Genomic DNA, 12900 nt, shown 5'->3' with positions numbered 1-12900 from the left:
GGGCATACCGTACCCGGCCTGCCCGACGTGACCTGGCCACCAGGGTGACCCGTGACAGGACCGGTACCGCCACGTGCGTCTCTGTGAAATGCGGGTGACCGGGGTCACAGGGAGGCCGTGGCCCCCCGGTGGCCCCTGTCGCTCGGGTCACCCCTTCTTGCCGATGACCGCTTCCATCACGCTCTTCGCGATCGGGGCGGCGAGACCGCCACCGGAGATGTCCTGACGGCTGGCCGCGCTGTCCTCGACCACCACGGCCACGGCGACCGGCGAGCCGGAGCTCGTCTTCGCGTAGGAGACGAACCAGGCGTACGGCTTCTCGCTGTTGTCGACGCCGTGCTGGGCGGTACCGGTCTTGCCGCCGACCGTGACACCGGGGATCTTGGCGTTGGTGCCGGTGCCGTCGTTGACGACCGTCTCCATCATCGACTGGAGCTTCTGCGCGTTCTCCTCGGAGAGCGGCCTGCTCATCTCCTTGGGCTCCGTCTTCTCGATGGTGTCGAGGTTCGGGGCCTTCAGCTCGTCGACCATGTACGGCTGCATGAGCTTGCCGTCGTTGGCGATCGCGGAGGCGACCATGGCCATCTGGAGCGGGGTCGCGGCGGTGTTGTACTGACCGATGGAGGACAGGGCCGTCTGCGACTGGTTCATGTCGTCGTCGAAGTTCGACGCGTTGGAGCGGACCGGGACGAACTGCTGCTTGTTGAAGCCGAACTTCTCGGCTTCCTCGACCATCTTGTCGTTGCCGAGGTCGGAGCCGATCTTGCCGAAGACGGTGTTGCAGGAGACCTTGAGGGCGACTCGCAGCGTCGCGTTCTCGCAGGGGATGTTGCCTTCGTTCGGCAGCGGCGTCGTAGTGCCCGGCATCGTCCACGGCAGCGGCGTCTCGGTCGCCTTGTCCGGGTCGTAGTTGCCGCTCTCCAGCGCGGCCGCGGCCGTGACCAGCTTGAACGTCGAACCCGGCGGGTACGTCTCGCGCAGCGCTCGGTTCAGGAGCGGCTTGTCCTTGTCCTTGTCGAGCTTGCCGAAGGTCTCGCTGTCCTTGGTCGAGTTGCCCGCGAAGACCGAGGGGTCGTACGAGGGCGTGGAGGCCAGCGCGAGGATCTTGCCGGTGGACGGTTCGATGGCGGCGACGGCGCCCTTGCCGCGCGTCTTCAGGCCGTCGTAGGCGGCCTTCTGCGCCTTGGCGTTGAGGGTGGTCGTGACATTGCCGCCCTCCTTCTTCTTGCCGGTGATCATGTCGAGCGTCTGGCGGAAGAAGAGCCGGTCGTCGTTGCCGGTGAGGATGCCGTCCTCGATGGACTCGAGCTGGGTGGCGCCGACGATCTGCGAGGCGTAGCCGGTGACGGGCGACCACATGGGCCCGTTCTTCCAGGTCCGCTTGTACTTCAGGTCGGTGCCGGAGGTCGCCTTGGATCCGGTGACGGGCTCGCCGTCGACGATGATGTTGCCGCGCGGCTGGGCGTAGCGCTCGATCGTGACGCGGCGGTTCTTCTCGTTGGTCTGCAACGAGTCGGCCTGGACGTACTGGATCCAGTTGTCGCGGATCAGGAGCGCGAGAACGAGCAGACCACAGAAGATCGCGATGCGGCGCAGGGGCTTGTTCACGGTCGGACCACCTGGGTCATCTCGGCGTCGGGGTTGGCGGCGGGCGCGGGGGCCGGGCGGCGGGCGGTGTCGCTGATGCGGATCAGGATGCCGACGAGCGCCCAGTTCGCGATGACGGACGAACCACCGTAGGCCAGGAACGGCATGGTCATACCGGTCAGCGGGATGAGACCCATGACGCCGCCCGCGACGACGAACACCTGGATCGCGAAGGCGCCGGACAGGCCGACCGCGAGCAGCTTGCCGAACGGGTCGCGCGCGGCGAGCGCGGTGCGCACGCCCCGCTCCACGATCAGCCCGTAGATGAGCAGGACGGCCATGACGCCGGCCAGGCCCATCTCCTCGCCGTACGTGGCGAGGATGAAGTCGGAGTTGGCGGCGAACCCGATCAGGTCGGAGTTGCCCTGGCCGAGCCCGGTACCGAGAACACCGCCGGAGCCGAACGCCATCAGGGACTGGGCGATCTGGTCGGACCCCGTGGAGGCGATGACCGAGTCGGAGAACGGGTTCAGCCAGGCGTCGACGCGCTCCTGCACGTGCGGTTCGAAGCTGGCGACGCTGACGGCGCCGATGCCGGACATCAGCAGACCGAAGACGATCCAGCTGGTGCGCTCGGTGGCGACGTACAGCATGACGACGAACATGCCGAAGAACAGCAGCGACGTACCGAGGTCGGTCTCGAAGACGAGGATGAGGATCGACATCGCCCAGACGACGATGATCGGACCGAGGTCGCGCCCGCGCGGCAGGTACATCCCCATGAAGCGGCGCGAGGCGAGCGCCAGCGCGTCCCGCTTCACCATCAGGTAGCCGGCGAAGAAGATCGCGATGACGATCTTCGCGAACTCACCGGGCTGGATGGAGAAGCCGCCGATGTGGATCCAGATCTTCGCGCCGAAGATGTTCTGGCCGAGCCCCGGCACCAGCGGCAGCAGCAGCAGGATGATCGCGCCGACCATCGAGATGTAGGTGTAGCGCTGCAGGATGCGGTGGTCCTTGAGCAGCAGCAGTACGGCGACGAACAGCGCGATGCCGATGGCGGAGTACAGCAGCTGCTTGGGCGCGGACGGGCTGAACGCGCCGTAGGCCAGCTTGCCCAGGCGCTGCAGCCGCTCCGACTGGTCCAGACGCCAGATGACGACAAGGCCGAGCCCGTTGAGCAGCGTCGCCAGCGGCAGCAGCAGCGGGTCCGCGTACGCCGCGAACTTGCGTACGACGATGTGGGCGACGCCCGCGAGCAGGCCGAGGCCGAGCCCGTACCCGAGCAGACCGGCGGGGAGCTCCCCGTCGATGGCCAGGCCGACATTGGCGTACGCGAAGACGGGGATGACCACGGCGAACGCGAGGAGCGCCAGCTCGGTGTTGCGCCGGCTGGGCGCGCCGATCGCGCCGATGGTCGACGTATGGGTCGTGGAACTACTACTCATGGCGTGCTGTGGCCCCCAAGGCTTCTACTGCTGCGCGCACGCCTTGGCCAGCTGCTGCTCTTCCTCGGAAAGAGTGGGGCCAGGAGTGGGCGTGGGTGACGGTGACTTCGCCTTGCCGGACGGCGAACGGGACGGGTCGGGCGAGCCAGACGGGTTGGGCGGGTTCGGCGCGGTCGTCTCCTTGTGGAAGGACGCCTTGGAGACGGCATCGGTGCCACCCACGGTCCCGCCGGCTTCGCCCTCGCCGGTCTTCGCGTTGCTCTGGTTCTGAACGGCCTGCTCGCGCTCGGCCTGCTTCTTGCACGCGCCGGCCTGCGCGGACAGCTCGTCGATCTTGTCCTGCGCGGCCGCCAGATCACCTTCGGCGATCGTCGCCTCGACCTGCTTCTTCTGGTACGGCGGCAGGTACTTGAGCTCGACCTCCGGATGGTCCTTCTCCACCTTGGACAGGCTCACCCAGGCGAGATCCTGGTTGATGCCGCGGTAGAGCGCCACGTGGTCGTCGTTCGAGCCGACGAAGTACTGCGTCTGGGTCCAGCGGTAACCGCCGTACAGACCGCCGCCGATGACGGCGAGCGCGAGCACGGTGTAGAGGGATCTCTTGATCCACCTGCGGCCGCGGCGCGGCTTGACGAAGTCCTCGTCCGCGTACGCGCCGAAGTTCCCCTCGGGCGCGTAGCCGTCGCTGTCGCCGCTGCCGGGCGGGCCGAACTCGCCGCCGCCTTGGTGGCCGTGGGCCGGGCGCCCGAGGCTGGAGGCGCGCCCCGCGGGGGTCTCCATGGCACCGCCGTCCTGCAGCTGGTGCTGGTTCTCGGCGACCGCGCCGACGACCACGGGGGCGTCGGACATCTGGCCCGCGAGGGTGTCGCCGCTGTCGATGTCGAGGACGTCGGCGACGATCACCGTCACGTTGTCCGGGCCACCGCCGCGCAGAGCCAGCTGGATCAGGTCCTGGACGGTCTCCTGCGGGCCCTGGTAGCTGGCGAGGGTCTCCTCCATCGTCTGGTGGGAGACGACGCCGGACAGGCCGTCGGAGCAGATCAGATAGCGGTCGCCGGCCCGCACCTCACGGATCGAGAGGTCCGGTTCGACGTGGTCGCCACTGCCGAGCGCGCGCATCAGCAGCGAACGCTGCGGGTGCGTGGTGGCTTCCTCCTCGGTGATGCGGCCCTCGTCGACGAGGCGCTGCACCCACGTGTGGTCCTGCGTGATCTGCGTGAGCACGCCGTCGCGCAGCAGGTACGCGCGCGAGTCGCCGACGTGTACGAGGCCGAGGCGCTGGCCGGTCCACAGCAGGGCGGTGAGGGTGGTCCCCATGCCCTCGAGCTGGGGGTCCTCCTCGACCATCATGCGGAGCTGGTCGTTGGCACGCTGTACGGCGGTGCCGAGCGACGTCAGGATGTCCGAGCCCGGCACGTCGTCGTCGAGCGCGACGATGGTCGAGATCACCTCGGACGAGGCCACCTCACCGGCGGCCTGGCCCCCCATGCCGTCGGCGATCGCGAGCAGCCGGGGACCGGCGTAGCCCGAGTCCTCGTTGCCCTCGCGGATCATGCCCTTGTGCGATCCGGCGGCGAAGCGCAGTGACAGACTCATGCGCACCTGCCCCGCTGGTTCCGACTCCGGGTACATCCGCACGGTGCCCACCCTCCGGTCGGGAGCGGGCCGCTGTCCTGTTCGGGGACCGCCGCGCCGGCTCGCTCGCTCCGCTCGCGCTCATTCATGATGCAGCACTACTTCCGCAGCTCGATGACGGTCTTGCCGATGCGGATCGGTGCGCCCAGCGGGACCGGTGTGGGGGTCGTGAGACGGGTCCGGTCCAGGTACGTGCCGTTGGTGGACCCGAGGTCCTCGACGATCCACTGGCCGTCCCGGTCCGGATAGATCCTGGCGTGCCTGCTGGACGCGTAGTCGTCGTCAAGCACGATCGTGCTGTCGTGTGCGCGGCCGAGCGTGATCGTCTGCCCCTGCAGCGCCACCGTCGTACCCGTGAGGGTTCCTTCGGAGACGACCAGCTTGGTGGGCGCGCCACGGCGCTGCCGGCCGCCGCCCTGCTGCTGGCGCTGGGGCGCCGGCGGCGCGGCGGCCTGCCGGGCGGTCTGCTGGGGTCGCGTGTTGTCACGGCGCGCGCCGCGCTGCGTGACACGCGTCCCGAACAGATCGCTGCGGATGACCTGGACGGCCACGATCACGAACAGCCACAGAACGGCCAGGAAACCCAGCCGCATGACCGTCAGGGTCAGCTCTGACATTGCCCCCGCTTCACCCTTCGGCTTGCCGATAAACGATGGTGGTTTGACCCACGACGATCCGCGAGCCGTCGCGGAGCGTAGCGCGGGTGGTGTGCTGCCCGTCCACCACGATGCCGTTGGTGGACCCGAGATCCTGGATCGTCGAGGGCGTTCCGGTCCGGATCTCGCAGTGCCGGCGCGAGACGCCGGGGTCGTCAATCCGTACGTCTGCTTCGGTGGACCGGCCGAGAACGAGCGTCGGCCGGGAGATCTGGTGGCGGCTGCCGTTGATCTCGATCCAGTGCCGTACGCGCGTGCCGGGCATCGCGCCCGCGCCGGGGCGCTGCGGCGAGGCGGCGGGCGCGTGCGCCGCTGCCGCGGCCGGACGCCCCGGCGGCGGCGCGGCGGGCATGGGCGGTGCGGCGGCCGCGGTCGCCGGCGGGTAGTTGTAGCCGCCGGGCGCCTGGTTCGGCCTCGGCGCGGTGGGGCGGTCGGGCCGGTCGGGCCGGTCCTGACTGGTGGACGAGGCGAGCGTGCGGCTGCGTACCCGGTACAGACCCGTGTCCAGGTCCTCCGCCTTCTCCAGGTGCACCTTGATGGGGCCCATGAAGGAGTAGCGCTGCTGCTTCGCGTAGTCGCGCACCATGCCGGACAGTTCGTCGCCGAGCTGTCCCGAGTAGGGGCTGAGGCGCTCGTAGTCCGGCGCGCTCAGCTCCACGATGAAGTCATTGGGGACGACCGTCCGCTCGCGGTTCCAGATCGTCGCGTTGTTGTCGCACTCGCGTTGGAGGGCGCCCGCGATCTCGACGGGCTGCACCTCGGACTTGAAGACTTTGGCGAAGGTGCCGTTGACCAGACCCTCGAGCCGCTGCTCGAACTTCTTCAGGACTCCCATGGGGCACCTCCTCCTTCGTAGCGCTGCCTTCTCGTGTACTGCCTTGGTACTGCTTACTGATCGTATCCACGCGCCGGGAAAACGGCTGGTTCCCCCTGCCAGCCCGGCCGATGAGTGTCGACGCTCACAACCTGTTTCGACAGCCCTTCTACGGAGGATCGTAGAGGGGGCCTCGGGACAGTGTCCCGTACGCGGCTGTGGAGACGGCGGGGTACGGGCGAGCCGGGCCCGGGAGTGCGGGGGCGGTGCCGTGTGCGGTGCGGGTCCGTGCGGGGTTCCGGTGCGGGGCCGGTGGGCTGTTTCGGTGTGGGTCCGTGCCGGTCCGGTGGGTCGTTTCGGTGTGGGTCCGTGCCGCCCCGGTGGGTGGTTCCGGTGTGGTCCGTGCCGGGTTCCGTGCTGTGTTTCGGGGCGATTCCGTGCCAGGTTCGGTACGAGGTCGGTGCGGTGGCCGGGCCGGGTCCGGGGCGGAGTCCGCTCGAGGTTCCGGCGCGGTACGCACTGTCAGGTGCCCGCCAGGGGGGCGGGGAAACGGATGTGAATCCACCCTCTGCAGCGTGCTAATCTTCTGGATGTCGGAAGGCGCTCACCCCGCAAGGCAGAGACCGGAAGACACACCCAATGCGCGGGTGGCGGAATAGGCAGACGCGCTGGATTCAGGTTCCAGTGCCCGAAAGGGCGTGGGGGTTCAACTCCCCCCTCGCGCACAGCGAAAAGCCCCGCAGGTCTTCGGACCTGCGGGGCTTTTGCTTTGCTCCGCGTGCGGTGGGCCCGGGGCGCGCGAAGGGCGCCGCGGCCGGTCGGTCGCGACGCCCTGTGGTGTATGTCACCTTCAGGCGGCGGCGAGGCGTGAGGCCAGCTCCTTGCCCTTGGCCTCGGCGGACTCGAGCGCCGCGGCGCGGGAGGTCTCGTAGAGCGGGAGCAGCTCGGACATGGCCGGGTTGACCGGGGCCATCGTCAGCTCGGGAACGATGAACTCGAGATCCATGCCGAGCGCGTCGCGCAGGACCGCCTCCAGGTAGTTCTGCACGTACTCCATGCCCGCGCGCGGGGTGCCCGGCGCGTAGGAGCCGCCGCGGCTGGCGACGACGGTGACCGGCTTGCCCTGCGCGGACGGCGTCTCCGTACCCGCGGTGCGCCCCATCAGGATGATGTTGTCCAGCCACGCCTTCAGCGTCGACGGGATCGTGAAGTTGTACATCGGGGCGCCGATGACGACGGCGTCCGCCTGCTCCAGCTCCTCGATGAGCCGCACGCGCGCGGAGAAGGCGGCGCTCTGCCCGGGGGTGTGCGTGGCCGGGTCGATGAAGCCGGCCGTGTGGGAGTCGGCGGTGATGTGAGGCACCGGCTCCGCGCCGAGATCGCGGTAGATGACCGTGCCTTCGGGGTGCTGCTCCTGCCATGCCTTGCGGAACGCGTCCGTGACGGTGTGCGAGGTGGAGGCGGAGCCGGTGAAAACGGAGGAGTCGATGTGCAGCAGCGTGGCCATGGTGTGTCTCCAGGGAGATTCGAGGGTGGCGGTGGCGGTGGCGGTGGCGGTCAGTGCGACGGTGCAATTCGGTACGTCACTAGTAATAGCACAGGGACTTACTTTTTCTCACCCCCTCACGTGAGCGCAGTACCCTGGACCCATGGCGGGCATCGGGGAAGAGACGAACGGGGCGGGCGCGGGCGCCTCCCACCAACCCCAGGGCTGCACCGGGGTCGACGTCGGGATGACGCGTGTCTTCGGGCTGCTCGGAAAGCGGTGGACCGGGCTGATCGTGTCCGTCCTGATGCAGGGGCCGGTGCACTTCGCCGACCTGCGCCGGGCCATCCCCGGGATCAGCGAGCGCATGCTCTCCGACCGGCTGACCGAGCTGGGCACGGCCGGCCTTGTCGTACGCCAGGTCGACGAGGGACCGCCGCTGCGCGTCTCGTACCGGCTGACCACGGCGGGCTCGGCGCTGGAGCCGTCGCTGTCCGAGCTGGGCGCGTGGGCGGAGAAGTATCTGGCGGCCGAGGGCGGGACGTGTCCGAAGGAGTTCCGGACGTAGGTGTGGGTGTGGGTGTGGGTGTGGGTGTGGGTGTGGGCGCAGGCGCAGGCGCAGGCGGCGGGTCCGCCAGGGGTTGCCAGGGGGCGCCGGGGTCGTCAGGGGCGCCGGGCGCCGGGGTCGTCAGGGGCGTCATGGGAGGCCGGGGTCGCCTGTCGTGAACGGGCGGGTTGTCCACAGCAGACAGGTTGTCCACAGGCTCTGACGAGGTTTTCCGCGCGGCGGTACGGTCGTGACCGGTTCGGAGACGTGGGCGGACGGGTCCGTACGAATGCCCTGCGGGTGCGTACGGCTCGGCGTCGGGGGAGGTGGCTGACATGGCGGTGCGGCGGTTGTCCCAAGTGGCCGGGTTCGCGAGGCGGGCCGGGCGCGGGGCGGACGGTGTGGAGGAGTCGCCGAAGGCGGCCGGCAAGGCGCTGCGGCAGCGGGTGCCGAGGTCCTCGCACGCCGGGTTCGAGGTGAGCGCGGACCGGCCGGACGCGGTGCGGGCCGTCGAGGAGTCCAACCGGGGCCGGATCGCCGCGCTGACGCCGATGCGCGTGGGGCGGATGGCCGCGTCGCCCTTCGCCTTCCTGCGGGGCTCCGCCGGGCTGATGGCGCACGACTTGGTGCACACCCCGCTGACCGGCGTCGGCGCTCAGATATGCGGCGACGCCCACGCCGGAAACTTCGGGCTGTACGGGGACGCGCGCGGCGGCCTCGTCATCGACCTCAACGACTCCGACGAGACCGTGCACGGCCCCTGGGAGTGGGACGTCAAGCGGCTCGCCGCCTCGCTCGTGCTCGCCGGACGGGAGGCGGGCGCGGACGAGGACATGTGCCGCAGGGCCGCCCACGACGCGGCGGGCGCCTACCGGCGCACGGTGCGGCTGCTCGCGAAGCTGCCCGCGCTCGACGCGTGGAACGCCATCGCGGACGAGCGGCTCGTCTCGCACGCCCACGCGCAGGATCTGGTCGGCACCCTGCGGCGGGTCGCCGAGAAGGCGCGGCACAACACCAGCGGGCGCTTCGCGGCCAGGTCCACGGAGGCGGACGACGAGGGCGGGCACCGGTTCGTCGACGCGCCGCCGGTGCTGCGCGGGATACCCGACGCCGAGGCGGAGGCGGTCGCGGCCTCGCTCGGCGGATACCTGGAGACCGTGTCGCCGGACCGGCTGCCGTTGCTCGCGCGGTACGCCGTCCACGACGTGGCGTTCCGCGTCGTCGGCACCGGTAGCGTGGGGACCCGGTCGTATGTGGTGCTGCTCCTGGACCACCGGGGCGAGCCGCTCGTGCTGCAGGTGAAGGAGGCGCGGCCGTCCGCGCTGCTCCCGCATCTGCCGGCGGTCGGCTTCAAAGCGGCCGCCGTCGAGCACGAGGGCCGGCGCGTGGTGCTCGGGCAGAAGCGGATGCAGGTGGTCAGCGACATTCTGCTCGGCTGGACCACCGTGGGCGGGCTCCCGTTCCAGGTGCGGCAGTTCAGGAACCGCAAGGGCAGCGTTGACCCGGCCGAACTCGCCGCCGACCAGATCGACGACTACGCGCGCATGACCGGCGCCCTCCTGGCCCGCGCCCACGCCCACAGCGCCGACCCGCGGCAGATCGCCGGGTACTGCGGCAAGAGCGAGCAGCTGGACGAGGCGGTGGCGTCTTTTGCCGTGACGTACGCGGACCGGACCGAGGCGGATCACGCGGAGCTGGTGCGGGCGGTTCGGGGTGGGCGGGTCGCGGCGGAGAGCGGGGTTTGAAGGGTTCAGGGGTTCGAGGGGTTTGAGGGGTTTGAGGGGTCTTCGCCAGGGATGGCTCGGTGTGCGGTAGCGGAAGGTGTCGGGCTTGGCGCGGCGCGTGGTTCTGGAGGGGGCCGGTTCGTTGCGGGGCGGCGACCGTGGAGGGGGGCTGGGTTCGTTGCGGGGCGTGGTTGGGAGGGCTGGGTTCCCTGCGGGGCGTGGTTGGGAGGGGCTGGGTTCGTTGAGAGGCCGGTCGCCGACGAGGGAGCGTGGTGAGTGTGGGGCGTGGCCGGGGTGGGCGTGTGGTGAGTGTGGGGCGCGGCCGGGGTGGGTGGGTGCCCTAGGCTGGGTGGGTGACGAGCCCGGAGAGCGATGTGGCGGAGCAACCGGAGGAGCAGGCCCGGCAGAGGCCCGAGGAGCGCCTCGAGCGGGCGGTGCGCGCTGCCGAGCAGGCCCTGATCGAGTTCGAGATCGCGGTGGAGACGTTCCGGGTCGAGGTGGAGAACTTCTCCCGGCTCCACCACCAGAAGCTCGGGCCGATGTACACGCGCCTCGACGAGCTGGAGGCGCTGATCGCGGAGGCGACGGCGGCGCTCACCGGCGACCCGGAGGATGCGCGCAAGGCCGATGAGGCCCGGGCGCGGGTCATGCCGATGCCCGGTGTCGAGGAGCTCTTCCACGGGTGGATGGACGGGGACGGGCTGTCCCCCGAGGCCGCCGCGATGCTGACGGAGCAGTCGGTGCGGCCCCCTCAGCGGGTGCGGCCCAGCGACGAGGCCCGCAAGCTCTACCGCGAGCTGGTGCGCAAGGCCCACCCGGACCTCGCCCAGGACGAGAAGGAGCGGGGCCGGCGGGACGAGTTCATCGCGCGGGTGAACGCGGCGTACGGGCGCGGTGACGTGCCCCTGTTGCACGAACTGGCCGACGAATGGGCGGCGGGCCCAGTGCCGCCGGAGCGGGAGCCGACGCCCAGCGAGGAGCTGTACGCCCGCCTGGAGTGGCTGGCGCAGCGCAAGGAGCTGCTGGCCACGGTGGCGCGGGAGCTTGAGGAGAGCGCGATCGGCGCGATGCTGCGGATGGCGCCGGAGGACCCGGACGCGCTGCTCGACGAGATCGCGGAGCAGTTGCTCGCGCAGGTCGCCGAGCGCGAGGCCGAACTGGGGCGGCTGACCGCTTCCTGAAGTGCCGGGCGTTAGGCGCGTGGCTGCTTCGTGAGGTGGGGGCCGGGTGCGGGGCGCGTGGCCGACACCTGAGACGTCTGGTGCACGGGGACGAACGGCTGCATCGTGCGGCGTCGGCCGAGCGCGGGGCGATGAATGTCTTCTGAGGCATTGGCCGGGGGCTGTCTTCTGGGGCGCCGGGTGGGCTGCCTTCTGGGGTGGTGGCCGGGCGGGCTGCCTTTTTTGGGGTGGTGGCCGGGCGGGTGTGGGCCTGGGCGTGGGTGCGGGGGCCGGTCGGGTAGCGTCGGGTGCATGGTTTTCGGTTCTGGTGTGCCCACGGTCGGTGTCGACGAGCTCAAGGCGGACGACTTCCTCCTCGACGTCCGTGAGGACGACGAGTGGCAGGCAGGTCACGCCGCGGGCGCGCTGCACATCCCGATGAGCGATTTCGTCGCGCGCTACGGCGAGTTGACCCAGGCGGCGCCGCAGGACGGCCGGGTCCACGTACTGTGCCGGGTCGGCGGACGCTCTGCCCAGGTGACGCAGTACCTGGTGCAGCAGGGCGTCGACGCGGTGAACGTGGACGGCGGCATGCAGGCGTGGGAGGCGGCCGGTCGCCCCGTCGTGGACGACAACGGGCAGCCGGGCTCGGTCGTCTGACCCCTCAGCCCAGAGGGTGGGCGGCGAGAAGGTCGCCGAGTATCTCCTCGTGGGCGGCGGCGGGGCCGAGCGCGAGCTCCAGCTGCTTGGCCCAGGCGTGGTAGCGGTGCAGCGGATAGTCCGTGTCCGCGCCGAAGCCGCCGTGCAAATGCTGTGCGGTCTGCACGATGCGTCGTACGCCGTCGGACGCCCAGGTCTTGGCGACCGCCACGTCCCCGGCGAGCGGCAACTGGCCCGGGGCGCCGCTGCTCAGTCTCCAGGCGGCCTGCCACAGCGTGACCTCCATCGCGCGCAGGTCGATGTAGCGGTCGGCGGCCTGCACGGCGACCGCCTGGAACGTGGCGATCGGGTGTCCGAACTGTTCACGCTTGCTTGCGTAGTCGCTGGTCATGGCGAGGACGCGCTCCCCTAGGCCCAGGGCGAGCGCGCAGGTTCCGGTGGTCAGCAGAGCGTGCAGCAGGGGCCACGCGGCCGGGTCCTGGATGACGTCGTGGGACGCGACGCGGGCGCCGTCCAGGCGGAGTTCGGCCAGGCGCTCGCCGGTCGTCGAGAACTGCTCGGCGAGGCTGCGGCCCTTCACCTCGGTGGCCGGTCCCGGCAGCAGCGCGAGCACGGTCGCGCCTTCGGCGGTGTGGGCGGGGACGACGATCCGGTCCGCGTTCCACGCCCACGGGACGGCCGTCTGGACCCCGTCGAGCACCCAGCCGTCGCCGTCGCCATCGCCGCCGTTCGCGTCCGGTGCGCGGCGAGCGGTGACCGCGAGGCCGGCCGCATCGTGCCCGGTGCGTCCGGCCGAGGCGACGGTCAGCACGGTCTCGCCGCGCCCGGCGCCGGTGAGGAGCTCCTGCCGAAGCTCCGGGCGCCCATGGGCCTGTACGGTCGCCGCTGCCGCGCTGTGCTCCAGCAGGGGGACCCGGGCCAGAACTTTTCCCGCCTCCCGCAGTACGAGGCACAGCGCGATGGCGTCGAGGCCCGTGCCGCCGAACTCCGGCGCGATCAGCAGGCTCAGCAGATCGGACTCGGCCGCCTTGGCCCACAGGGCACGGTCGAAGTCGTCGGCAACGGCCCCGGGTATGAGCGCGGGACTGGGCACCCCGTCGGCCACGACCGGCCCGAACACCGCCCGCGCCGCCTCGACGACCGCCTGCTGCTCCTCGGAGAAGGTGAAGTCCACCGGGCGTCC

General features: G+C 70.7%; 11 protein-coding genes and 1 tRNA gene. 5 read left to right on the top strand and 7 right to left on the bottom strand.

The features are described from left to right. Positions 1–147 precede the first annotated feature (147 nt). The 5 genes from ACH4RC_RS17610 to ACH4RC_RS17590 all read right to left on the bottom strand — a co-directional run bounded on the left by ACH4RC_RS17610 (position 148) and on the right by ACH4RC_RS17590 (position 6161). Positions 148–1608: a peptidoglycan D,D-transpeptidase FtsI family protein gene (locus tag ACH4RC_RS17610; protein WP_398201341.1), complete on the bottom strand. Its 1461-nt coding sequence runs from the start codon at positions 1606–1608 to the stop codon at positions 148–150. Continuing rightward, positions 1605–3035, bottom strand: coding sequence for an FtsW/RodA/SpoVE family cell cycle protein (locus ACH4RC_RS17605; protein ID WP_398201338.1), 1431 nt, complete (start codon positions 3033–3035; stop codon positions 1605–1607). Before ACH4RC_RS17605 ends, ACH4RC_RS17610 begins: the two co-directional genes overlap by 4 nt. Positions 3036–3059: 24 nt before the next feature. Continuing rightward, a complete protein-coding gene (locus ACH4RC_RS17600) occupies positions 3060–4631 on the bottom strand; it encodes a Stp1/IreP family PP2C-type Ser/Thr phosphatase (RefSeq protein WP_398201336.1) in 1572 nt (523 codons plus the stop codon). 137 nt (positions 4632–4768) lie between these two features. Continuing rightward, positions 4769–5287: an FHA domain-containing protein gene (locus ACH4RC_RS17595; protein ID WP_398201333.1), complete on the bottom strand. Its 519-nt coding sequence runs from the start codon at positions 5285–5287 to the stop codon at positions 4769–4771. Positions 5288–5297: 10 nt separating this feature from the next. Further along, positions 5298–6161: an FhaA domain-containing protein gene (locus tag ACH4RC_RS17590; RefSeq protein WP_398201331.1), complete on the bottom strand. Its 864-nt coding sequence runs from the start codon at positions 6159–6161 to the stop codon at positions 5298–5300. Positions 6162–6781: 620 nt separating this feature from the next. On the opposite strand from ACH4RC_RS17590, the gene ACH4RC_RS17585 reads away from it, so the two are divergent. Then, positions 6782–6865 (top strand) — tRNA-Leu (locus tag ACH4RC_RS17585). A gap of 125 nt (positions 6866–6990) precedes the next feature. On the opposite strand, the gene ACH4RC_RS17580 is transcribed toward ACH4RC_RS17585, so the two are convergent. Continuing rightward, positions 6991–7647, bottom strand: a complete 657-nt coding sequence (locus ACH4RC_RS17580; protein WP_398201329.1) for an FMN-dependent NADH-azoreductase — start codon at positions 7645–7647, stop codon at positions 6991–6993. Positions 7648–7873: 226 nt separating this feature from the next. On the opposite strand from ACH4RC_RS17580, the gene ACH4RC_RS17575 reads away from it, so the two are divergent. The 4 genes from ACH4RC_RS17575 (at position 7874) to ACH4RC_RS17560 (ending at position 11717) form a co-directional block, all read left to right on the top strand. Beyond that, positions 7874–8194: a winged helix-turn-helix transcriptional regulator gene (locus tag ACH4RC_RS17575; RefSeq protein ID WP_398201600.1), complete on the top strand. Its 321-nt coding sequence runs from the start codon at positions 7874–7876 to the stop codon at positions 8192–8194. 314 nt (positions 8195–8508) lie between these two features. Further along, on the top strand, positions 8509–9918 hold the full coding sequence (locus ACH4RC_RS17570) for a DUF2252 domain-containing protein (RefSeq protein ID WP_398201327.1): 1410 nt from the start codon (positions 8509–8511) through the stop codon (positions 9916–9918). Between the two features lie 332 nt (positions 9919–10250). Further along, positions 10251–11078: a hypothetical protein gene (locus tag ACH4RC_RS17565; RefSeq protein WP_398201325.1), complete on the top strand. Its 828-nt coding sequence runs from the start codon at positions 10251–10253 to the stop codon at positions 11076–11078. Between the two features lie 291 nt (positions 11079–11369). Beyond that, positions 11370–11717 carry a rhodanese-like domain-containing protein gene (locus ACH4RC_RS17560; RefSeq protein WP_398201323.1) on the top strand — a complete coding sequence of 116 codons (348 nt, stop codon included), beginning with the start codon at positions 11370–11372 and terminating at the stop codon, positions 11715–11717. Positions 11718–11721: 4 nt separating this feature from the next. On the opposite strand, the gene ACH4RC_RS17555 is transcribed toward ACH4RC_RS17560, so the two are convergent. Beyond that, the gene (locus tag ACH4RC_RS17555) at positions 11722–12891 is read right to left on the bottom strand and encodes an acyl-CoA dehydrogenase family protein (RefSeq protein ID WP_398201321.1); all 1170 of its coding nucleotides are present in this window, start codon (positions 12889–12891) and stop codon (positions 11722–11724) included. Positions 12892–12900: the final 9 nt, after the last annotated feature.

Origin of the sequence: Streptomyces sp. NPDC016845 (assembly GCF_044332585.1) — a bacterium.
Classification (GTDB): Bacteria; Actinomycetota; Actinomycetes; order Streptomycetales; family Streptomycetaceae; genus Streptomyces.
The sequence above is the reverse complement of the archived record's forward strand: the minus strand, read 5'-3'. Positions and strand labels throughout refer to the sequence as shown.